Below are 23,176 nucleotides of genomic sequence, written 5' to 3' on the forward strand. Positions count from 1 at the left end.
GAGTCAGGGAGTAAGGAGGAAGGGACGTTGCGTAAAAAGGTCTTGTGGCTGTTAGCCATGACTGGAATACTTACCATCCTCTCTGGGTGTACTGAGGTCAATCAGAACATCACAGCTGAGAGTGAAGGTTTCTGGAATGAATATGTAGTTTGGCCGCTATCACAATCGATTGAGTTTTTTGCCGATATTACTGGTGAGAGTTATGGTCTGTCGATCATCATTATCACCATTATTATCCGTCTGGTTTTGCTGCCGCTTAACGTCAAGCAATTGAAGAGTTCAAAAGCGATGCAGGATATCCAGCCGGAATTACAGGAATTGCGTGAGAAATACAGCTCAAAAGACGCACAGACACAGCAAAAACTGCAGCAGGAAACAATGCAGCTTTTCCAAAAACATGGTGTTAATCCGTTAGCCGGGTGTTTACCATTGATTGTCCAAATGCCGATTTTGATTGGTTTTTACCACGCAATCATGCGTACATCTGAGGTAGCGACCCATAGCTTTTTGTGGATGCAGCTTGGCGAACCAAGTTATATTTTGGCGCTTGTAACAGCGGGGACCACATTCCTTCAGCAAAAGCTGATGATGTCTGGTTCAACTGCCATGCAAAATCCACAAATGACGATGATGCTTTACCTGATGCCGATCATGATTGGTACATTTGCATTCTTTTTCCCATCAGCACTGGCCCTGTACTGGGTAGTCGGTAACTTGTTTATGATCGCACAGACGCTTTTCATCCGTAAACCGATGATGAAAGAACAAGAAACGGGAGGAAAAACTAAGTGAAGCAAATAACTGCTACTGGACAAACAGTTGAGGAAGCGGTCCAATCAGCGTTAGAGCAGTTACAAACATCAAGGGACCTTGTCGAAGTCGAAATTATTGATGAAGGTAAAAAAGGATTTCTTGGTTTTGGCAGCAAGCCTTCGATTGTAAAAGTATCAAAGGTGGATGTAAAAGAAGAGACTCCTGAACCAGAAGTAAATATAGAACAAAAAGAACAGAAAACAGCACCAGAAATAAACATTAATGGACAAGCAGAACCAGAAACATCTGAACCTGAACTGTCCGCCCATGACCCTATTGAAGAAGCAGAACGATACATCAAAGCGATTGCTTCAGATATGGGTGCTCCCGTGGAAGTGAAAACTACCGTTAATGGCCGTGAAGTTCATTTTGAGCTGATTGGCGATAAGATTGCATTATTGATCGGCAAGCGCGGTCAGACATTGAACGCGTTGCAGTACCTGCTGCATTTGACGATCAATCGTTATACGAATCAGTACTATACAGCAGTACTGGATGCAGAAGGCTATCGGGATCGCCGGAAAGCTACGCTGGAAACACTAGCGAGCAGATTGTCCGAAAAAGCGTTGAACTCCAATCAGGATGTCAAGCTGGAACCGATGCCCTCTTATGAACGGAAAATCATCCATACCGCCCTGCAGAATAATCGAAAAGTTGAAACCTATTCTGCCGGGAATGAACCGAAGCGGTATGTTGTGATTCGACCTTCAAAATAAAGATAAAAGTTTTCCGTCAGCATTGCTGGCGGATATTTTTTTGTTTTGGGAAAGCAGTCTGGTTTTCCAGTGCGGTCAGTATAAGGAATAGAGGTGTTACCGAAACTATAGTTATGCACATGTGGATAATCGGAGTAGTGTTTCTTTTATTATAGAGTTGTTGATATCTTTTCAAAACATAGGGAGATATGGTAATCTAATAAGTTAGTGACAATAGAAATTTTATGTTCTGTGGATAACTGATTTATACAGCTTTTAATATAGATGTTAACAGAGAAAGAAGGAGGTGGGCGGATTGGAAACAGATACGATTACGGCGATTTCGACGCCGATGGGTGAAGGAGCGATTGCCATCGTCCGGTTGAGCGGACCTGATGCCCTTTCAATTTCTAATGATTTATTTCAGGGGAAGGATTTGACCAAGGTTGAATCCCATACGATGCACTACGGGAAAATCATCGACCCGGAAACCGGTGAGGTCGCTGAAGAGGTAATGGTTTCGATCATGCGGGCGCCGAAGACTTTTACTAGAGAAGATGTCGTAGAAATTAACTGTCACGGCGGACTGGTTTCTGTTAATCGTGTTCTTGAAATAGTACTAACCAAAGGAGCGCGTCTTGCCGAGCCAGGTGAATTCACAAAGCGTGCATTTTTAAATGGTCGTATTGACCTTTCCCAGGCAGAAGCGGTTATGGATCTGATCCGTGCCAAAACAGACCGGGCACTGAATGTCGCCTTGAAGCAGATGGACGGCCGGCTGTCGAAGCTGATCCAAAGTCTGCGCCAGCAATTATTAGAAACACTTGCCCATGTGGAAGTGAATATTGATTATCCGGAATATGATGATGTCGAAGAGATGTCACATAACCTCATGGAAGAAAAAACGCAAGAGGTCCTCTTAGAAGTGAAAAAGCTGCTTCAGACCGCTCAGCAAGGGAAAATTCTTCGCGAAGGACTGGCGACCGCAATCATCGGCCGGCCGAATGTCGGGAAATCGTCGCTGATGAATGCGCTCGTCCATGAAAATAAAGCAATTGTCACGGAGATACCAGGGACCACTCGTGATGTGATTGAGGAATATGTCAATGTACGTGGTGTACCGCTTCGTCTTGTCGATACGGCTGGTATTCGTGAGACGGAAGATATTGTCGAACGGATTGGTGTCGAAAAGTCCCGTCAGGTTTTGAAAGAAGCGGACCTGATCCTGCTTGTGTTAAACTATGGGGATGAACTGACAGAAGAAGATGAGAAACTTTTTGAAGCGGTCAGGGATTTAGATGTGATCGTCATCGTTAATAAAACCGATCTCGAACAGCGTCTGGACATGGACAAAGTCCAGCAGCTGGCACAGGAGCATCCGGTCATCACGACCGCTCTCCTGCATGAAAAAGGGATCGATGAATTGGAACAGGCGATTTCACAAGTGTTCTTTGAAGGTGAATTGGATACAGGAGATATGACATACGTGTCGAATGTCCGCCATGTGCAACTCTTGAAACAGGCGAGACAGGCGCTTGAAGATGCGTTGAATGGCATGGAAATGGGTATGCCGATTGATGTCGTACAAATAGATGTGACGCGGACGTGGGAAATTCTCGGAGAAATCGTTGGGGATACGGTCCATGAAAGCTTGATCGATCAGCTGTTTTCCCAATTCTGTTTAGGAAAATAATTATTTAAAGGAGAGACAACAACCAATGACTTACGATGCTGGACATTATGATGTGATCGTTATTGGTGCAGGTCATGCCGGGTGTGAAGCGGCACTAGCTTCTGCAAAACGAGGAGCAAAGACGCTGATGCTTACCTTGAACCTGGATTTGGTTGCTTTTATGCCGTGTAACCCGTCGATTGGCGGACCGGCTAAAGGTGTCGTCGTCCGCGAAATTGACGCGCTCGGCGGTGTTATGGGTAAAGTAATCGATAAAACGCATATTCAAATGCGGATGCTGAACACAAGAAAAGGTCCCGCTGTCCGTGCTTTGCGTGCACAAGCGGACAAACCATTATATATACAGGAAATGAAACAAATTTTAGAGAATCAGGAAAACCTGACGTTGCGCCAGGGGATGGTAGAGCGTCTCGTAGTCGAGGATGGAGAAATCAAGGGTGTCGTTACAGAAACGAAAGCAGCTTATTCTGCAGATACAGTCGTTGTCACGACTGGAACATTTATGCGCGGGAAAGTAATCATTGGAGACTTGGAATACGAAAGTGGTCCGAATAACCAGCGCCCAACTGTTTCTCTATCAGAACATCTGGAAGAGCTGGGAATTGAAATGGTTCGTTTCAAAACAGGGACGCCTATGCGTGTCAATAGCCATACGATTGATTATTCCAAGACGGAAATCCAGCCTGGCGATGAAGAACCACGGGCCTTTTCTTATGAAACGACCGAATACATCATGGATCAAATTCCATGCTGGCTCACGTATACCAATGAATACACCCATCAGATCATTGATGAAAACCTTACTCTTTCCCCGATGTATTCCGGGATGATCAAAGGGACAGGGCCGCGTTATTGTCCTTCCATTGAAGACAAAGTCGTCCGTTTCCATGACAAACCGCGTCATCAGATTTTCCTTGAGCCTGAGGGAAGGAATACCGAAGAGGTGTATGTCCAGGGGTTATCGACTTCACTTCCGGAGTTTATCCAGAAGAAAATGATTGAAACGGTGCCAGGTCTTGAAAAAGCGGAAATCATGCGTGCAGGATATGCGATTGAATATGATTCTGTCGTACCGACACAGCTATGGCCGACCCTTGAGACGAAAAAAATCAAAGGTTTGTTCACGGCTGGTCAGATCAATGGTACTTCCGGGTATGAAGAAGCTGCCGGACAGGGAATTATGGCAGGTATCAATGCAGCAGCGAAAGCGCTGGATATTGATCCATTGATTCTTGACCGTTCCCAGGCATATATTGGAGTCCTGATAGATGATTTGGTAACAAAAGGAACCAACGAACCATACCGGCTATTAACTTCCCGTGCCGAATTCCGTCTCATGCTTCGCCATGATAACGCGGATCTTCGTCTAACCGATACTGGTTATGAACTGGGTATGATTACGGAAGAACGTTATGCGAAGTTCCAGGAAAAGAAGCGACTGATCCAGGAAGAGCGCAAACGTTTAGACGGTGTCATCATCAAACCCGATGAGCAAGTTCAGCGAATTATTGAACAAGCTGGAGGTACACCGTTAAAAGAAGCGGTCCGTGCTTCTGATCTGCTGCGCCGTCCGGAAATGAACTATGAGATGATTGAAACATTGACAGCTCCAGATAAAGAATTGCCTGCTGATGTTAAGGAGCAGGTCGAAATACAGACGAAGTATTCTGGCTATATAGCGAAAGCATTGCAGCAAATCGAACGCATGAAGAAAATGGATGATAAGAAAATACCAGATAACATTGATTACGATGCCATTAATGGCCTGGCGACCGAAGCACGTGAAAAGTTGAAAGAGGTTCGTCCACTTTCCGTCGGACAGGCTTCCCGGATTTCCGGTGTCAACCCATCCGATGTTTCGATTTTGCTCGTCTATATCGAACAAGGAAAAATAGCACGCGTATCCAATGAATAAATGAAGAAAGGATGGACCAATGGATAAGCATACCTTTCTAAGCAAGCTGAAGGAACAAGGAATTGAACTATCGGAACGGCAGCAGGAGCAATTCCGTAAGTATTTTGAAATTCTCGTCGAATGGAATGAAAAAATGAACCTGACGGCGATTACCGATGAAGAAGGCGTCTACTTGAAACATTTTTATGATTCCATTACTGCCGCCTTTTATCATGACTTCACGAAGCCGTTGAACATTTGTGATGTGGGAGCTGGGGCCGGTTTCCCCAGCCTTCCTCTGAAAATCGTTTTTCCGCAATTGAAAGTGACGATTGTAGATTCCTTACAGAAACGAATCACCTTTTTGAATCACTTAGCCCATGAATTAGAATTAAGTGATGTCGCTTTTTATCATGATCGGGCCGAAAATTTCGGGAAGAACAGTAAATTCCGGGAAAGTTACGATCTGGTCATGGCCCGCGCCGTTGCAAGAATGTCCGTATTGAGTGAATTATGCCTGCCCCTGACCCAAAAAGGCGGACTGTTCATGGCGATGAAAGGTCCGAATTTGTCAGAGGAACTCGAAGATGCTCAACTTGCAATCCGGACTGTCGGTGGCGAAGTAGCCGAGGTTCATACCTTTGAACTTCCGGAAGAAAATAGTGAGCGGAATATTGCTTTAATAGAAAAACGTCGTAAAACTCCTAAAAAATATCCGAGAAAAGCTGGCGTGCCTAACAAAACGCCGATTCAATAACAGGTTTAAGCAGAAGAACCTGCTTTTCCAAATCAAATAGGGTTTATGGCTACCGTACCTATTAAGGTGCGGTTTTTTCTATTAAACGTAATTGTTGAAAAGGTTTAACCGGAAGATATATCAAGAAAAGCGTCTGGAATAGTGGATACATCCACCTGATGATATACTGAGCGAATAAATATAAAAAAGAAGGGTTTATCATGAATAAAGCAGTTACTATCATCGTACAACTCATCGGTCTATATTTCCTTTACTGGGTGGGGACAGCAATCCAGAAGGTGCTACACCTGTTTATCCCGGGCAGTGTCATAGGGCTCGTCCTCCTGTTCGCACTCCTGTCCTTAAAATTAGTATCGGAACAATGGGTACAAAAAGGGGCGGGGTTCATGATCACCCATCTTCCATTCTTCTTCATTCCGGCAACTGTCGGCATCATCAGCTATGCATACATCTTCAAAGGGAAAGGCATACTTTTGATTGGCATCGGCATGTTCAGCACGGCGCTCGTTATGGGGCTTTCTGGAGCGGTCGCTCAAAAAATGACCCGAAGAATGGAGAGGTTCTATGAATGATTTTATTATTGGTCTCACCGTCATCGTTTCGACAATACTCATCTATTGGGGATCCGTCACCTTTTATAAAAAGTGTCGTCATATCTACACCGCACCGATCATTTTGTCCACGGTAGTGACGATCGTGATTCTGCTCATCTTTCAAATACCCTATGAAACCTACATGATTGGCGGGCAGTGGATCGACCACCTGCTCGGTCCTGCGGTAGTGGGGTTAGCATACCCGCTCTATCAGTACCGGGATATGTTAAAAAAAATGCTGCTTCCGGTAGTGACTGGAACGTTCATCGGTGCTGTCGTAGGAATCACTTCTGGACTCTTCCTCAGCAAGTGGGCGGGGTTCAGTGAACTTATTATCAACTCGATCGTTCCAAAATCCGTTACCACTCCAGTCGCCATGGCCATCGCAGACACGAGCGGCGGAGCCATGCCTTTGGCCGCAGTATTTGTCATGATTGCAGGCATCGGAGGCGTATTGATCCATCCGTTCGTTTGGCGCTATTTCCGTCTTAACCATTATATTGGGCGAGGAGTGGGTATGGGCAGCGCTTCCCATGCCATCGGTACGGCGACATCCATGGAACGCGACGACTTGGAAGGTTCTATCAGTACTATTGCCATGGTGCTGAGCGCTGTGTTCGTTTCTATTATCGCCCCGGGCCTTACCGTATTGCTGCTTTGATAAGCAGTGGAGGGAAATGGAAGAACAAGTAGAACGCAAGCTTTTTATGTTTAGATTGATTTCTATCAAACTATAAAATTTGTAAATTATCATTCGCGGTGATACTTTTAAATAGATATTTATGATAAAATAGGGAAAGAAAGTACAAGGCATACTCGTGCGCAGCAGTCTTCCGATTCTGCAGCGCTTTTTTCTATACTCAGTCATTGTTTCACGTGGAACGAACCAAATATAGAGTGTGCTTCTCGCAAAAAAAGGTGGTGTCTGAACATGTTACATCCTTTCAGTCGCTTATTTGGCCTGGGAGACAAACCGGATTCTGACGAGGAATCCGAAGCAGAGGCTTTAGACGAAAAAGATTACAATAAGGATGAAGTTATCCATATTCCCGTCAACCGTGTCCAGCCGAACCGCTATCAGCCACGGGCTGTTTTTAATGCGGAAAAAATAGCGGAACTGGCACAGACCATCCATACACATGGCATGATCCAGCCGATTGTCGTTCGTCGTCTTGACGAAGAAGATTACGAATTGATTGCCGGGGAAAGACGTTGGAGAGCCGTGCAGTCTCTTGGCTGGGAAGAAGTACCGGCTATTCTTAGAGAAATGAATGATGCAGAAACGGCATCTGTGGCTTTGATAGAAAATCTTCAGCGGGAAGAGTTATCCGTCATTGAAGAAGCGGCTGCCTATGCTCGTCTGATTGAAATCCATGAGCTGACACAAGAGGCCCTGGCACAGCGCCTTGGAAAAAGCCAATCGACGATTGCTAATAAAATGCGTCTGCTTAAGCTCCCGGAGGCTGTACAGCAGGCAATCATGGATAAAGAAATTACAGAACGGCATGCCCGCGCATTGATTGCAGTGAAAGATCCTGAGCTTCAGGAAAAGATACTTCATGAAATCATCGAAAAGCAGCTCAATGTCAAACAAACAGAAGAACGGATCAAAAAAGAAACAGAAGATAAAAAGCCAAAGAAAAAACCACGGATGAAAGGTGTCAATAAAGACATTCGTATTGCCATGAACACGATTCGGCAATCACTCAATATGGTGAATGATACCGGAATCAATCTCGAAACAGATGAGCAGGATCACGATGATTATTACCAGATCACCATAAAAATACCTAAGAAAAATCAAAAATAACTCCTTCATTCCCATCTTCGTAAGAAGGTGGGAATTTTTAATAGGCCCCTGGCGCCATTTGAAACAGTAAGGAAAATGATCGCTTCCCGCCTTTTTTAAAAATAAAAGTCAGAATATAGAAAAAAGTGATAGAATAGTAGTGTACACTTTATGAACGCTCACAAACGGGCGCGATGTTGGAATCGAGCCTCGACTGTTTGATATATTTTATGGAGAAGTAGGTAGGTGACATCATGGGGAGAACAATCGCCATCGCCAATCAAAAGGGCGGGGTAGGCAAGACTACTACAGCAGTCAATCTTAGTGCATGCCTGGCATATTTGAACCATAAGGTACTGCTCGTCGATATCGATCCCCAAGGCAACGCGACAAGCGGTGTAGGGGTCAATAAAGGGGATGTCGACCAGTGCATTTATAATATATTGATTGAAGATCAAGGAGCTAAACAAATTCGCACTTCTACATTAGTCGAAAACCTTGATATCATTCCTGCGACCATCCAGCTGGCCGGTGCAGAAATTGAACTGGTGCCGACTATATCGCGGGAGGTAAGGCTGAAGCAGGCATTAGAGGAAGTGAAAGAGGATTATGATTACATCATAATCGACTGCCCTCCTTCCCTGGGGCTGTTGACGATAAATTCATTGACTGCCTCGGATGCTGTCATCATCCCGGTCCAATGCGAATATTACGCGTTGGAAGGACTGAGCCAATTATTGAATACGATCCGATTAGTTCAAAAGCACTTGAATAAAGACTTGATGATTGATGGAGTTTTACTGACCATGCTTGATGCGCGCACTAATCTTGGCATTCAGGTGATCGAAGAAGTCAAAAAGTACTTCCAGGAAAAGGTGTATCGTTCGGTCATTCCTAGAAACGTACGTTTAAGTGAAGCGCCAAGTCATGGCCAGCCTATCATTCTTTATGATCCGAAATCACGCGGTGCTGAAGTATATTTAGAATTGGCAAAGGAAGTGATTGCTAATGGCGAAAGGGTTAGGTAAGGGTCTCAACGCCATTTTTACTGATTTTGAAAACACGAAAGAGGAAAGCGTCAAACAGATACCAGTAAAACAGTGCCGCCCCAATCCGTATCAGCCTCGTAAATCCTTTCATCCTAAAGCAATTCAGGAACTGAAGGAATCAATCGAAGCACATGGGATCCTCCAGCCTTTAATTGTTCGTAAGAGCATCAAAGGCTATGAAATCGTTGTAGGTGAAAGGCGGTATCGGGCTGCGGATGCAGCTGGATTGGAAGCGGTACCTGCTGTAGTGAGAGAGTTAACAGATGAACAGATGATGGAGCTGGCATTATTGGAGAATCTACAACGAGAAGATTTATCACCGGTTGAAGAAGCACAGGCTTATAAGCAACTGATTCATGAACTGGGGATTACTCAGGAAACCCTGGCCAAACGGCTGGGTAAAAGCCGCTCCCATATTGCCAATTTGGTGAGGCTTTTGACATTGCCGGAGCCGATTATCAACTGGATCAATGAAGGAAAATTGTCGATGGGGCATGGCAGAGCCTTACTAGGTTTGAAGGATAAAGATAAATTGCTTCCCGTTGCAGAGAAGATTCAGAAGGAATACATGAACGTCAGACAAGTAGAACTGCTGATCACCCAATTGAATGACCAAACACAAAAGAAGAAAGAAGTAAATCGCAGTAACCAAAAGAAAGATGTCTTCCTGCAAGAACAGGAAGAAGCTTTAAGAAATCATTTTGGAACAGGCGTGACGATTCATCGAGGGAAACGAAAAGGTAAAATTGAAATAGAATTTTTCTCTGATGATGATTTGAACAGGATATTGGGGATGCTGGAAACAGAATAAAGGGGGAAGACCTGGTGGACGCCTCACGAAACCAGGTCTTTTTAGCAGTTAAAGAATATAAAGACTTAGCAACAAGCTAGTTTTACAAACAGGAGGTAGACAAATGATTTATCTGGATCAGGCAGCGTCTTCCTTCCCAAAGCCCACAAACGTAGCGGAGGCAATGGTGGAAGCTGTAAACGACTATGGTGCGAATCCGGGGCGCGGTAACCATGCGTTAGCGGACCGTGCTGCCAAAGTCATCCAAACCACACGGAAACTGCTGGCCGAGCGATTCGGGGCAAGCAATCCGAAAAAAGTGTTATTTTTCTCCAATGCGACAGGGGCTTTGAACCAGGCGATAGCGGGCTTTCCATTTTCTAAAGGAGATCACGTCATCACGACGCGGTTTGAACATAATTCTGTCCGCCGTCCGTTAGAGTATTTGATAGAGAAGAAGAAGATTGAAGTTACCTACCTTCAAGGGAATGGAGAAGAATTGGCTGAGGATTTGAAGGCTGTTATCCGTCCGGAAACGAAGTTGGTCGTCATTTCCCATGCGTCCAATATCACAGGCGAAATTGCACCCTTAAAGTCGATGATGGAAATCATAAACGAGACAGATAGCAAAGTGCTGGTGGATGCTTCCCAGACGGCGGGACATTTTCCGATACATATGAAAGAGCTTGGTATCGACATGTTGGCGTTCCCTGGCCATAAGCGGCTGCTTGGTCCCCAGGGGACTGGGGCTTTGCTTGTCGAAGGTGAAATAAAATTAGAACCGCTGGTCTATGGGGGAACAGGAAGCTTTTCCGATCTCCCTACCCAGCCGGATCGCTGGCCGGAAAAATATGAGAGTGGAACATTGAATACACCTGGAATCGCCGGATGGAAGGCGGCATTACAGGAACTGGATGAGATTAACCGTGTTTCACGTGAAACATACTTGACTATAAGGCTGATGGAAGGGTTGGCGGCAATAGAGGATGTCATCGTCTATGGACCAGGACCTGACGTTAAGCGCATGCCGGTGGTAGCCTTCAATATCGGGGATATATTTTCCCAGGAAATTGCTATGATTCTAGATTCCCACTATCAGATTGCCGTACGTGCAGGGTTGCACTGCAGTCCGACTTCCCACGATTTTTATGCCACTTCCGACCAGGGAGCTGTCCGGGCAAGCATCGGCCCTTATAACACAGAAGAAGAAATTGATCGGTTTATCCAGGCAATTGATGAAATAAGAAACGGATATATGGAGATGTAGCAATATGGTTTTATACGGTACAATAATAAATGGCGTTTGTATCATAGCGGGTACAGTACTTGGATTATTTTTCACGAAAATCCCGGAGCGATATAAAGAAACAATCATGCATGGAATTGGGCTGGCCGTCATTCTGATAGGCCTGCAAATGGGTTTCCAGACGGAGAATATAGTGGTGGTGCTATTAAGCCTGCTGACAGGAGCAATCATCGGCGAAGGCACACACCTGGAAACAAAGTTAGAAAATGTCGGCAAGTGGATCGAAAGCAAGGTCGCTAAACCAGACTCAAAATCTACGGTAGCCCAGGGATTCATCACAGCTTCCTTAATTTTCGTGATCGGTGCGATGTCGGTAATCGGCGCGTTGGACGGCGGACTCAGGGGGGATCATGAAGTATTGATCACAAAAGCGATTATTGATGGCTTCGTTGCCTTAGTCTTGACGACCACACTCGGATTTGGAGTGGTATTTTCCGTTATCCCTGTCCTATTATACCAGGGTGGAATCGCCCTATCCGCTACTCAGATTACGCACTGGATCCCGCAAAGCATGCTGGATGCGTTCATTGTTGAAATGACCGCGACCGGAGGGCTGATGATTGTGGCTATCGGTTTAAATCTATTGAATTTGACGAAAATACGTGTGGCAAACCTGCTCCCGGCCTTACTTACCGTCGGCTTCATCCTGTATATTTCTAAACTCTTTTAAATTTTTCTTTTCCTGAAAAAGGTATTGGAAAGCGTAATACGAATATAAATAATAACTGGGCAAAGAAGAATAGAAGAGGTGGAAAGATGGAGCAATGGGTGGATGAGTTATTTTCCGATGACATATTGCAGGAAGCATTTAATAGATATGACATAGATTCTGCAGCTTATAAAGATCTTGGTGGATTTGAAAACTATGTCTTTGAAGTCTACAAGGGGGAAACCCCCTATATTTTACGATTAACCCACTCTTCCCATAGAGATCAATATGAATTAGAAGGAGAGTTGCAGTGGGTCAACTATCTGCAGCGCCACAATGTGAACGTTTCCCTCGCCCACAAATCGAATTCCGGGAAACTGGTAGAAAAAATAAAGGCTGGGGAGACTTCTTTTTTTGCCTGCTTATTTGATAAGGCTCCAGGAAGACTGGTAAAGGTAGATGAGGATTTGTTTGGACCGGAGTTGTTCGCCGTCTGGGGAGAAACAATTGGGAACATGCATCGTGTTACCAGGGATTTCAATCTCCAGAAAGGCAGAAGAAGTAAGTGGGAAGAAGACGATTTATTTGATTTCCCTAGCTATTTAGACGAGAAAAAGGATGGGGAAATCATTAGTCAGGGTGAAATGCTGGTCGATCAAATAAAAAGATTGCCACAATCCTACGATTCCTTTGGACTCATTCATTCGGACGTCCATCCCGGGAACTTTTTCTATCATGAGGGCGAGATCCATGTCTTTGATTTTGATGATAGTACGTACCATTTTTATGTAAGTGATATTGCAATTCCTCTTTATTATTCAGTCTGGTGGAAACATAGGAACGAAAGCTTAGAGGTCCGTTCCAAATTTGGGGAGGAGTTCTTTTACCATTTTTTGAAGGGATATCAAAAAGAGAGCGCGATTGATCCTGAATGGATAGAGAGAATCCCAATGTTTTTACGGTTGCGTGATTTGGAATTGTATACGGTGCTGCATAAAAAATGGGATATGTCTACTGTATCCCCTGATCAAAAGCAATTAGTGGCACAGATAAGGGACCGGCTTATTCGAGGTGAAGAAATAGCTGTCCTCCCGTATAAAGCCATTGTGGAGCAGCTTCCGCTTGAAACTGACTGAGCACATAGGAAAGAAGCACCCGGTTTTTATAATCCGAATGCTTTTGCCGTTTAGTTGGTGGATGTATTACGAAAAACAGAGTTTTTAGAGGAGCGCAGCTGTAATTCTAAATCGACACGGTGGAAGACCTGGGAGACCTGTGATGCCATTTCAATGACGGTATGAAGTCTGGTGTTTTGCAGGACGAAGTATTCCATGAAGCCACCGACATTTACAATCCCACTGATGGAGACATCCCCCACTTTTGGAAGATCTTTTTTCATGGCAGCTCCTGGAGCCAGCGATCCTTTCGAGACAGAAAGAATTCCAATGGAAGAAGTTTTTCCGAGGCAGGCATCGACAGCAATGATGAATGGCCTGGTATATTTGGCACGGATAGCATCAAGCGTATCTTTTAAATTCAACGCATGCACAGGTTCAGGTAATGTTCCATAGACAGAAAAATGTTTAGGGTTATTATCCCTGATCATCGAACCGGCAACCGGACCAAATGAATCGCCCGTGGAACGGTCCGTTCCGATACATACGACGACGATTTCCCTGTCCTGGGGGAGCAAATCCAGGAGGCGTTCACTCATTTCCGGCACAACGAAAGGATCCGAGTAGAGATAGCGCGTTTCTTTATGTAAAAACCTGTCCCGAAGATTCATAGCTTCTCCTCCAAATACATATTGGTATTAGTATATAAAGTTTTTAACTTTTCTATACATACACAAAAAACGAAAAAGTGGAGGAGCGACTTTATGTTGAAATCAGGCGGCAAGTGGATGTTCTTAATCATCGGAACAATGATAGGTGCAGGGTATGCTTCGGGGCGGGAACTGTGGCAGTTTTTCGGGCATGAAAGTGGACTGGCTATCATTCTGTTCACGGTTTTATTTACGATTTGCTGCTATGTCATTTTATCCATCAGTTATGAGAAGAAATCGAGTCATTATTTACCCGTGCTCCGGGTGATCGTCGGCAAGCATCTGACAGGAATCTATGACTGGATGATCGTTTTCTATTTATTTACTACGACGGTCGTTATGCTGGCAGGAAGTGGAGCTACCTGGCAGGCCTTCCACTATTCCTACCGTTTCGGGGTACTCGCCATCGTCATTCCGCTTATTTTAATATTTATTTGGGATGTCAAAGGTATTGTATCCATTAATAGTATCATCCTCCCGCTACTGATTATCGGGTTGTTTCTTGTACTCTTATTGTTTACGCTTGACCAGGAATTGACTTTGTTCTCTCATCTTCATGAAACGAGTAACTGGATGGCGGCCTTTCCGTTCACAGCATTGAATATTCTGCCGCTTATAGCTGTACTTGGAGCGATCGGCAATCAGATGGAACAAAAAAATGAAATATGGGTGGCCAGTATCGGAAGCGGTGTTGTACTTGGTTCGATTTCTTATCTTTATAATAATAGTCTCATTCAAATATCGGAAGAAATCCTGCTATACGAAATTCCGTTGTTTGCCATTTTAAAAGGCTATCCGTTTGAAATGCTGTTATTTATGTCTGCTTTATTATGGATTGCTATTTTTACAACTGCTGCCTCGGGAGTCTTCGGTTTAATTACACGATTTCGGCGCCTATTGGACGTGCCGTTATGGATGCTTGCGATGATGGCAGTCGCATTCATGCTCCCATTCACCTCTTTCGGCTTTTCAACCTTGATAGAATATCTGTATCCCTTGTATGGAATTCTGAATTTATATGTCCTGTCATCACTTTTGTTGTATCCAATCGTGAATCGCTATAAAATGGATACATGATTATGTAAAATAACAAAAGTATCTCTAGGCAGGAGGGTCGTTGTGGAATTCTTTACTGAGCAATGGAATGCACTACAGGACTATATCATGCAGCCAGATGTCTGGATAGCAATGGCAAAAGGTTTGCTGCGGATTATTATGATTGTAGTCGTGTCCTTAACTATTATAAAAGTTGCCAAAAAAGTCGTCCTTAAATATTTCAGTGAAAAAAGAAGAGGGCCCTTCAGCATTCCGCGCAGGCGGGAAGCGACCCTCGTCAAACTCGTTGAAAATACATTGACCTATATTGTTTATTTATACGCCCTGATGATGATTCTGGAAACATTCGGATTCAATATCGGTGCATTACTTGCAGGTGCCGGGGTTGCCGGTCTTGCCATCGGTTTCGGTGCACAAAACCTGGTACGGGATATCATCACCGGCTTCTTCATCATTTTTGAAGATCAATTTTCTGTCGGTGATTTCGTTAGAATTTCCGGTATTGAGGGCTTTGTCGAAGAGATTGGGCTGCGTACTTCCAAGATAAAAAGCTGGACAGGTGAGCTTCATATCATTCCTAATGGAGCAATTACACAAGTAACTAACTATTCCATCCATAATAGTATTGCTGTGGTGGATGTAAGCATTGCTTATGAGGAAGATATCGATCAAGCAGAAAAAGTGATTGCTGAGCTTTTAGAAGAGTTACCGGAAAAATATGAGATGTTGGTTTCGGTACCAGAATTGTTAGGTGTTCATAATTTAGCTGCCTCAGATGTGCAGATACGGATAATTGCTGAAACCTATCCAATGGAACATTGGGCGATTGGTCGTGCAATTAGAAAAGAAGTTAAAAACCGACTGGATGAAAAAGGAATCGAGATTCCTTTCCCTCGACTTGTCATGTATTCTAGGCATGAACAAGAATCACAGAAGAATGTTTAATGGAATGGAGGAAGAAAGCTCATGGCTAAGAAAGATTTCCAATTGAATGACGTAGTAGAAATGAAAAAACCTCATCCATGCGGGGAGAACCGCTGGAAAATCATCCGTATGGGGGCGGACATTCGCATTAAGTGCATGGGCTGTGACCATAGTGTGTTAATTCCTCGCCGACGCTTTGAAACGAAGCTGAAGCGTTTATTGGAACGTGCGGAAACCGAATGATCAAAAATATTAAAAGCCGATAGAATCGCCGTGAAAAATTACATTTTCTACGTATGACTTTTCAAAAACAGGGGCTCCGGATGCCCTTGTTTTCTATTTTTCTGGCACTTGTGTTTTAGTGAATCAGTAACTTATAATTGGTATGACTAACGTACATGTATGTAAATCCTTAAGGAGTGAAAGTCTTTTATGGCATTAACAGCTGGAATCGTCGGCTTGCCCAACGTAGGCAAATCGACTTTGTTTAACGCAATTACACAAGCAGGCGCAGAGTCTGCCAACTACCCGTTTTGTACTATAGATCCGAATGTCGGTATCGTGGAGGTCCCTGACGCTCGTCTTGATAAACTGACAGAGCTTGTCAAACCGAAAAAAACCATACCGACTGCTTTTGAATTCACTGATATCGCAGGTATTGTCAAAGGGGCGAGTAAGGGGGAAGGACTGGGGAACCAATTTCTTTCTCATATCCGCCAGGTAGACGCTATCTGTCATGTCGTCCGAGCATTCCAAGATGAAAATATCACCCACGTATCCGGTCAGGTCGACCCGATCAGTGATATTGAAACAATCAACCTGGAACTGATCCTCGCAGATTTAGAAACCGTTACAAAGCGCATGGACCGTGTTGCCAAGATGGCTCGCCAAAAAGATAAAGAAGCGGTAGCAGAATATGATGTGCTATCAAAATTGAAAGATGCTTTTGAAGAAGAGCAGCCGGCACGTGCTGTCGAGTTTACAGATGAGCAGCTAAAAATCGTGAAGGGCCTTCATTTGCTGACGATAAAGCCTATTCTTTATGTCGCCAATGTCAGTGAAGACGAAATCGGTACCGATGCGGACAACCCTCAAGTAGAAAAAATCCGCGAATATGCCGCTAATGAAAATGCCGAAGTCATTGTGGTGTGTGCCAAAATAGAATCCGAGATTGCTGAACTTGATGGCGAAGAAAAACAGGAATTCCTCGATGATCTAGGAATTGCTGAGTCCGGTTTGGACCAGTTGATCAAAGCCACCTACAACCTGCTTGGCCTGGCAACTTATTTCACAGCTGGCGAGCAGGAGGTACGGGCGTGGACATTTACATTAGGAATGAAAGCCCCGCAGGCTGCCGGAATCATTCATACTGATTTTGAGCGGGGATTCATCCGTGCAGAGACCGTATCGTATGATGATCTGGTTGAAGCAGGATCCATGGGTGCTGCCCGTGACAAAGGAAAAGTCCGTCTCGAAGGAAAAGATTATCTCGTGAAAGATGGCGATGTCATCCACTTCCGTTTTAATGTATAAGCGTAGATTCCGTTTCCCACGTTAAATACTGTTGTTTTTTGTATAATCGTTTGGTATAATACAACATTGTGAGTAATTAACGATAAATTACTCCTTGCTCCTTTTTATAGAAAAGGAGCCGCTAAGTCCACAAGGAGGTGAAAACGGATGAGAAATTATGAAATCATGTACATCATCCGCCCAAACATCGAGGAGGAAGCTAAAAGTTCACTAGTTGAGCGTTTTAACGGCATCCTTACTGATAATGGTGCGGAGGTTGAAAAAGTTGAAGAGCTAGGCAAGCGTCGTCTTGCTTATGAAATCAACGACTACCGTGACGGTATCTATGTAACGATCAACTTCAAAGGTGATCGTGACGCTATCAATGAGTTCGATCGCCAGGCGAAGTTCTCTGATGATATTATCCGTCATATTGCTGTACGCGAAGATGACCAATAAGGAGTGATTCTGATGTTAAATCGTGTCGTATTAGTCGGCAGATTAACGAGGGATCCGGACCTACGCTATACACCAAACGGGGTGGCAGTTGCCAACTTCACCATCGCGGTCAATCGTCCTTTTTCCAATCAGCAGGGTGATCGGGACGCTGACTTCATCAACTGTGTCGTTTGGAGACGCGCTGCCGAGAACCTCGCGAACTTCATGAACAAAGGAAGCCTCGTAGGTGTCGATGGAAGATTGCAATCCCGGAGTTTTGACAACCAGGAAGGAAAGCGCGTATTTGTTACAGAAGTTGTGGCAGACAGTGTGCAGTTCCTGGAAAGCAAAGGTTCTTCCCAAGGGGGAGGACAAGGTTCAGGTGGATTCCAGCAAAATCAGAATCCTCGTCAAAACGATTTTGGTGCAAACCAAAATAACAATAACAACAATCGAAATGAAGACCCATTTGCAGACAGTGGGGAACCAATAGATATATCAGACGATGATCTACCATTCTAAAATCAAGTAAGGAGGGAATATCACATGGCACGTCGCGGTCGCGCAAAGCGCAGAAAAGTGTGTTTCTTTACAGCGAACGGAATTACACACATTGACTATAAAGATGTTGACTTGCTAAGACGTTTCGTTTCCGAGCGTGGAAAAATTCTTCCTCGCCGTGTAACTGGAACTTCTGCTAAGTATCAACGTAAATTGACTAAAGCAATCAAGCGTGCTCGTACAATGGCTCTATTGCCATACGTAACCGAGTAAGCCTGACAAAACCTCTGACCGAAGGATCCATCCTTCCGTCAGAGGTTTTTTTCAATCTCATTATTGATCTTACATATAAGCTCCCTTTTCTTGAAGACTCAGTTTCGAGATAAATTGTTTCTGTTACGATAGTAACGGTTAGGAGGTCCAGGAAATTACTCGCTTTCCATGGGCGTACGGTGAGCTTCCTCGGGCTTAAAGCCCTGCGGGATCTCACCATGTACTATCTTCCCATTGGACTTTGAATAAGCTTCTTGAATAGACACCGCACGAAGGAAATGCGTAGCATTTTCGAGGAGTCTCGCAATTTCCCGGACCTCCTTTCGTTTATGGGAAAAACGGAAACATTGATATGCAGCCTTTCAATAATAGGGAGAGCTACTTATAAAAGCGGGATGTAACCTTCAACCTAGAGCCATATTATTCGGTGATCATGGAAGATCGCTTCAGCTATGCGAGGGTTCGTTTCTCCCATTCTTCGAATGGGGTGGTTGGGAAACTGCGAGACTCCCACGGGAGAAGGAGCCATGCGAGACCCCACAGGGAGTGAAAACGACCGAGGAGGCTTGCCGGTTCCCCCGCAGGAAAGAAATGAATGCGTAATCGCCTTGGGAGACACGACACGCATAAGCAGAACAGCAAAAGGGAAGTGGTCTTGCTTCCCGTTGATGGATTGCTTATGTCGCGAGTGTCTAGGCGATGAAGCTGGAAAGCGAGTAGTTTCCCAGCCACCCCTGACGCTATTATAGTAAAGAACCCTCACTATTTTGAAACTGAGTCTTCCACAATTCGGCCCTATTGTTGAATAAGCCTCTTAAAAAAAGTAAAAGGTTGCAACAGAAACGATGAAAGCGCTTAGAAAGCAGGAGGAATTGTTTGAATAGATTGACAAATAGGGAGGGTTTGTTAGGATAGAAAATATTATTCACTTTAGTGATGGAAATTACTGAAGGAAATCCGGTATAGAGTAGAAAGGAGACAGGGTAATGAGTTTTCGTGTCTTGATTTGTGACCCCCTTAGCGAAGAGGGCCTCACCCCCTTGAAAAATGCAGAAGATATTGAGGTCATCAACACACCTGGTATGGAACATGAGGAATTGCTGGAAAAAGTGAGTACTGTGGAGGCATTGATTGTCCGCAGTCAAACGCGTATTTCCCGGGAAATTGTCGAAGCAGCACCAAATTTGAAAGTGATCGGACGTGCAGGCGTCGGGGTCGATAATATCGATTTGGATGCAGCGACCGAACATGGAGTTATCGTCGTCAATGCCCCAGATGGCAATACCATTTCTGCTGCAGAGCATACGATAGCAATGCTCATGTCATTGGCACGGAATATCCCTCAGGCTTATAACCTGTTACGTAAAGATAAATGGGAACGAAAAGCGATGATTGGTGTTGAATTGAAAGATAAGACTCTTGGTATCATCGGTCTTGGCCGGATTGGAGCAGAAGTAGCACGTCGTGCGAAAGGCCAGCGGATGAATGTCATTGCCTATGATCCATTTCTCACAAAAGAGAAAGCTGAAAAAATGGGTGTCGATTACGGCAGCGTAGAAGATGTGCTGAAAAAAGCTGACTTTATTACGCTGCATACACCTTTGATGGAAGAAACAAGACATATGATTAATCGGGAAGCCTTCCAGCTGATGAAGCCTTCAGCGAGAATTATCAACTGTTCCCGGGGTGGAATTATTGATGAAGATGCTCTCTATGATGCAATTGTTGAAAAACAGATTGCCGGTGCTGCTTTGGACGTATTTGAAGAAGAACCTGCAATTGGTCATAGACTGCTGGAATTGGATGAAGTCATTGCTACTCCCCATTTAGGTGCCAGCACAATTGAGGCCCAGGAAAATGTTGCAGTTGATGTCAGTAAAGATATCGTTCATATCCTTCGTGAGGGTAATGCTCGTAATCCGGTGAATATCGCGTCTGTTTCTGAAGAAGTGATGGAGCAGCTTTCTCCTTACTTCACACTATCAGAAAAACTTGGCCAATTTATTTCTCGTTTAACCAAAGGAGTTTTAGAAAAGGTCAATATTTATTATGCAGGTGAGTTGGTCGATCATGAAACCAACCCGTTGACCCGTAACACTATCAAAGGAATCCTGCGTCTGCATTTAGGTTCTCGAATCAATGAAGTTAATGCTTTTATGGCTGCTGATGAACGTGGAATCATCATTAACGAACAAAAAACAACCCATTCCCGAGGTTTCACGAATCTTATTACAGTAGAAATCCAAACGAATGAGGAGACACGCTCGGTATCCGGAACATTGCTGAACGGGCTTGGGCCACGAATCGTCAAGCTCGACCAATACTCTGTCGATGTCCTGCCAGCTGGTAACCTGGTTGTCATCCGTCACCACGATAAGCCAGGGGCAATCGGGAAAGTAGGTAACTTACTAGCGGAAGATCAAATCAACATCGCCACTATGCAGGTGGGACGTACAGACCTTGGTGGACATGCGGTAATGGTATTGACGGTCGATAAACCATTAGAAGAAGCTTGCACGGAAAAGATCAGTCAGATGGAAGAAGTCCGTCAGGTTCATAGTTTACAGTTATAAAAATATCCCCACAGCTGAGCAATATGCTCGAGCTGTGGGGATTGTTTTTTAATCTAATGGAACAGTTTTCGAAGAGCGGTGGGAAAATACGTGCACCTTATCATAACCGACGGAGCGCGCAAGTTCCACTGACTGATCATAGGCATATCCGATATGGTCGGGCTTATGGGCGTCAGAACACAATACGATTCCTACGCCTGCTTCATAGCACTTTTTCAAGAGCACCGGGTCCGGGTAGATCTCTCCTACCGGCTTTCTTAAACCGGCAGTGCTGATTTCAATACAAGTGCCGGAATCTGCAAGTGCTTTTACAGCACGGTCATATTGCTCATGTAGAAATTCTTTATCATCCGGCCAATAAGAAAAGATTTTGATTAAGTCGATATGGCCGACAAAATCAAACAGTTTCGATTCGGCCAGGGTAACGACCTGGTCAAAATATTGCCGGTAAGCTTCTTTGATATCTCGTTTTTCATATTCATCACGAAATGTTGCCAGATCAATTCCCCAATCACCGATCCAGTGGACAGAACCAATGACGTAATCGAACGGGTGTGCATCGATAAAGGCTTTCATCTCTGCTTCTTTCCCTGGCGTATAATCCATTTCTATCCCCATTTTTACAGGTAAGCCTTCTTTTTCTGCTTCATCGAATAAAGCCTGATAATCTTTGAAATCAAGACCGCGGCGGTTATCGATCCATGGATTGGAAATGATGTCCTTCGTTTCCTTGAAGAAATAGGCATGTTCTGAGATCCCCAGCTCTTCGATTCCCTCTTTTTTTGCCTTAGTCAGGTACTCTTTTAAATAATCGGTGGAAAATTCGCCTGTTTCGTGCATATGTACATGATAATCGGTCCGCATCATTTGCCTCCTCGGATTTGGTATAGGACTTATCTTATCAAACTATTAACATCCCGGCAAAGCCATTCGGAGAATCCGTGCAGTCAATATATGTAATTGCTTATTGTAACAAGAAGAAACATGTTAGAATGGTAGGAGGTACACAGGCATTAATCGAAGCATATATCTGTTATAGAGAAAGAATGGAGTGTCAGGGGAAATGATGGGGTCGAAACAAATTACAGACGGGGCTTTAATGACAGGTGTTTATCTGATATTGTTATTGATAAACGTTTTTGTCCCGTTTCTTGGAATCGTGGTATTTTTTACACTGCCCGTTCCTTTTATTCTATATAGTTATCGGCACGGCGGCAAACCAGGTATCTTCATGCTGCTCGCTGCTATTATACTTTCGTTGCTGACTGCGACGATTTATTCTTTGCCGCTAACCTTGCTGGCGGGGGTCGGGGGGCTGTTTATCGGGATATCCCTGTATAAACGGCGTACTTCCTATGAAACCCTGGCAATCGGTTCGGTCGGCTTTCTGTTAGGTCTCGTTGCTGTGTTTTTGGTAACCCAGTTATTATTCGGAGTCAATTGGATTGATGAAATCAATACGATGATGGATGAATCATTTGCCATGACTGAGGGAATGATGGAGACCATCACTGGCGACAATGAAGCTACAGAGGAACAAATTCAGGCGCTGCAGGAACAATTCAAGCAATTCCCGGATATCATTCCGAGTCTGTTTGCTATCATGGGGCTTGTGATGGCTTTCATCAGTCAGCTGCTCAGCTACAAAATCATCAACAGGCTGGACAGGGCTGATTTGAAGTTCGCTAAATTCAGAGATTTTAAGCTGCCAACGTCCATTTTATGGTATTACTTTTTTGGTATGATCTTTACCTGGATCAATACCGATCCAAACAGCACGATTTACCTTGCTGCTATTAACGTTTTCATTGTGACCGGTTTACTGATTGCGCTTCAGGGATTTGCGTTTATCTTTTACTATACCCATGTGAAAAAGCTGTCAAAAGCAGTCCCTGTATTGTCTATCATTTTAACGATCCTTTTACCGACAGTTCTGCTTTATCTTGTAAGAATCTTAGGTATAATTGATTTAGGATTTTCGTTACGGAGCCGTCTCAAAGAAAACAAAAAATGAATGCGTGGATATTGATTGTAGGAGCTGACATT

24 protein-coding genes are annotated in these 23,176 nt (G+C 44.2%); 22 read left to right on the top strand and 2 right to left on the bottom strand.

All coding sequences use genetic code 11. From position 1 onward, the window contains the following. Positions 1–27: 27 nt before the first annotated feature. The 13 genes from spoIIIJ to ACGTNI_RS05290 all read left to right on the top strand — a co-directional run bounded on the left by spoIIIJ (position 28) and on the right by ACGTNI_RS05290 (position 13,164). Entirely contained in the window at positions 28–792 is a 765-nt protein-coding gene (spoIIIJ, locus tag ACGTNI_RS05230) for a YidC family membrane integrase SpoIIIJ (RefSeq protein ID WP_394460502.1), read from the top strand. Further along, complete coding sequence (gene jag, locus ACGTNI_RS05235) at positions 789–1,529, top strand: RNA-binding cell elongation regulator Jag/EloR (RefSeq protein WP_394460505.1); 741 nt, start codon at positions 789–791, stop codon at positions 1,527–1,529. Before spoIIIJ ends, jag begins: the two co-directional genes overlap by 4 nt. A gap of 295 nt (positions 1,530–1,824) precedes the next feature. Beyond that, positions 1,825–3,201: a tRNA uridine-5-carboxymethylaminomethyl(34) synthesis GTPase MnmE gene (gene mnmE, locus ACGTNI_RS05240; RefSeq protein WP_394460508.1), complete on the top strand. Its 1,377-nt coding sequence runs from the start codon at positions 1,825–1,827 to the stop codon at positions 3,199–3,201. Positions 3,202–3,226: 25 nt separating this feature from the next. Then, positions 3,227–5,116, top strand: a complete 1,890-nt coding sequence (gene mnmG / locus ACGTNI_RS05245) for a tRNA uridine-5-carboxymethylaminomethyl(34) synthesis enzyme MnmG (protein ID WP_394460510.1) — start codon at positions 3,227–3,229, stop codon at positions 5,114–5,116. Positions 5,117–5,135: 19 nt separating this feature from the next. Beyond that, positions 5,136–5,852: a 16S rRNA (guanine(527)-N(7))-methyltransferase RsmG gene (gene rsmG, locus ACGTNI_RS05250; RefSeq protein ID WP_394460513.1), complete on the top strand. Its 717-nt coding sequence runs from the start codon at positions 5,136–5,138 to the stop codon at positions 5,850–5,852. A 200-nt stretch (positions 5,853–6,052) separates the two neighbouring features. Further along, complete coding sequence (locus tag ACGTNI_RS05255; protein WP_085506626.1) at positions 6,053–6,424, top strand: CidA/LrgA family protein; 372 nt, start codon at positions 6,053–6,055, stop codon at positions 6,422–6,424. Next, positions 6,417–7,106, top strand: coding sequence for an LrgB family protein (locus ACGTNI_RS05260; protein WP_394460516.1), 690 nt, complete (start codon positions 6,417–6,419; stop codon positions 7,104–7,106). The genes ACGTNI_RS05255 and ACGTNI_RS05260 overlap by 8 nt, the downstream gene beginning before the upstream one ends. A 270-nt stretch (positions 7,107–7,376) precedes the next feature. Beyond that, positions 7,377–8,255, top strand: a complete 879-nt coding sequence (gene noc / locus ACGTNI_RS05265; protein WP_085506624.1) for a nucleoid occlusion protein — start codon at positions 7,377–7,379, stop codon at positions 8,253–8,255. A 233-nt stretch (positions 8,256–8,488) separates the two neighbouring features. After that, on the top strand, positions 8,489–9,262 hold the full coding sequence (locus ACGTNI_RS05270) for a ParA family protein (protein ID WP_085506623.1): 774 nt from the start codon (positions 8,489–8,491) through the stop codon (positions 9,260–9,262). Beyond that, positions 9,243–10,094, top strand: a complete 852-nt coding sequence (locus ACGTNI_RS05275) for a ParB/RepB/Spo0J family partition protein (RefSeq protein WP_085506622.1) — start codon at positions 9,243–9,245, stop codon at positions 10,092–10,094. The genes ACGTNI_RS05270 and ACGTNI_RS05275 overlap by 20 nt, the downstream gene beginning before the upstream one ends. Before the next feature lie 103 nt (positions 10,095–10,197). Beyond that, positions 10,198–11,340, top strand: coding sequence for an aminotransferase class V-fold PLP-dependent enzyme (locus tag ACGTNI_RS05280; RefSeq protein WP_394460519.1), 1,143 nt, complete (start codon positions 10,198–10,200; stop codon positions 11,338–11,340). A 4-nt stretch (positions 11,341–11,344) separates the two neighbouring features. Beyond that, on the top strand, positions 11,345–12,049 hold the full coding sequence (locus ACGTNI_RS05285; RefSeq protein WP_085506620.1) for a DUF554 domain-containing protein: 705 nt from the start codon (positions 11,345–11,347) through the stop codon (positions 12,047–12,049). Positions 12,050–12,135: 86 nt separating this feature from the next. After that, positions 12,136–13,164 carry a phosphotransferase enzyme family protein gene (locus ACGTNI_RS05290; protein ID WP_394460521.1) on the top strand — a complete coding sequence of 343 codons (1,029 nt, stop codon included), beginning with the start codon at positions 12,136–12,138 and terminating at the stop codon, positions 13,162–13,164. Between the two features lie 50 nt (positions 13,165–13,214). Here the strand turns inward: ACGTNI_RS05290 and yyaC are convergent, their stop codons facing one another. Next, positions 13,215–13,814, bottom strand: coding sequence for a spore protease YyaC (gene yyaC / locus ACGTNI_RS05295; RefSeq protein ID WP_085506619.1), 600 nt, complete (start codon positions 13,812–13,814; stop codon positions 13,215–13,217). A 93-nt stretch (positions 13,815–13,907) separates the two neighbouring features. Between yyaC and ACGTNI_RS05300 the strand changes: the two genes are divergently transcribed. The 8 genes from ACGTNI_RS05300 (at position 13,908) to serA (ending at position 21,130) form a co-directional block, all read left to right on the top strand. Continuing rightward, positions 13,908–14,930, top strand: coding sequence for a YkvI family membrane protein (locus tag ACGTNI_RS05300; protein ID WP_062443583.1), 1,023 nt, complete (start codon positions 13,908–13,910; stop codon positions 14,928–14,930). 42 nt (positions 14,931–14,972) lie between these two features. Continuing rightward, positions 14,973–15,854, top strand: coding sequence for a mechanosensitive ion channel family protein (locus ACGTNI_RS05305; RefSeq protein WP_444875585.1), 882 nt, complete (start codon positions 14,973–14,975; stop codon positions 15,852–15,854). A 21-nt stretch (positions 15,855–15,875) separates the two neighbouring features. After that, on the top strand, positions 15,876–16,076 hold the full coding sequence (locus ACGTNI_RS05310) for a DUF951 domain-containing protein (protein ID WP_394460524.1): 201 nt from the start codon (positions 15,876–15,878) through the stop codon (positions 16,074–16,076). Positions 16,077–16,265: 189 nt separating this feature from the next. Next, positions 16,266–17,366, top strand: a complete 1,101-nt coding sequence (gene ychF / locus ACGTNI_RS05315) for a redox-regulated ATPase YchF (RefSeq protein ID WP_085506617.1) — start codon at positions 16,266–16,268, stop codon at positions 17,364–17,366. Between the two features lie 147 nt (positions 17,367–17,513). Next, positions 17,514–17,804: a 30S ribosomal protein S6 gene (rpsF, locus tag ACGTNI_RS05320; protein WP_085506616.1), complete on the top strand. Its 291-nt coding sequence runs from the start codon at positions 17,514–17,516 to the stop codon at positions 17,802–17,804. A gap of 12 nt (positions 17,805–17,816) precedes the next feature. Further along, positions 17,817–18,305 (top strand): single-stranded DNA-binding protein, encoded by a 489-nt coding sequence (gene ssb, locus ACGTNI_RS05325; protein WP_062443571.1) that lies wholly within the window; start codon positions 17,817–17,819, stop codon positions 18,303–18,305. Between the two features lie 24 nt (positions 18,306–18,329). After that, the gene (gene rpsR, locus ACGTNI_RS05330) at positions 18,330–18,557 is read left to right on the top strand and encodes a 30S ribosomal protein S18 (RefSeq protein ID WP_062443568.1); all 228 of its coding nucleotides are present in this window, start codon (positions 18,330–18,332) and stop codon (positions 18,555–18,557) included. 986 nt (positions 18,558–19,543) lie between these two features. Beyond that, entirely contained in the window at positions 19,544–21,130 is a 1,587-nt protein-coding gene (gene serA, locus ACGTNI_RS05335) for a phosphoglycerate dehydrogenase (RefSeq protein ID WP_394460527.1), read from the top strand. Between the two features lie 48 nt (positions 21,131–21,178). Here serA and ACGTNI_RS05340 read toward each other — a convergent pair whose 3' ends face one another. Continuing rightward, positions 21,179–21,994 (bottom strand): histidinol-phosphatase HisJ family protein, encoded by an 816-nt coding sequence (locus ACGTNI_RS05340; RefSeq protein ID WP_085506614.1) that lies wholly within the window; start codon positions 21,992–21,994, stop codon positions 21,179–21,181. Between the two features lie 202 nt (positions 21,995–22,196). Here ACGTNI_RS05340 and ACGTNI_RS05345 point away from each other — a divergent pair, with 202 nt between their 5' ends. Beyond that, positions 22,197–23,144, top strand: a complete 948-nt coding sequence (locus ACGTNI_RS05345) for a YybS family protein (RefSeq protein ID WP_394460529.1) — start codon at positions 22,197–22,199, stop codon at positions 23,142–23,144. Positions 23,145–23,176: the final 32 nt, after the last annotated feature.

This window comes from Thalassobacillus sp. B23F22_16, from assembly GCF_043496955.1.
GTDB classification, from domain to species: Bacteria; Bacillota; Bacilli; order Bacillales; family Halobacillaceae; genus Thalassobacillus; species Thalassobacillus devorans_A.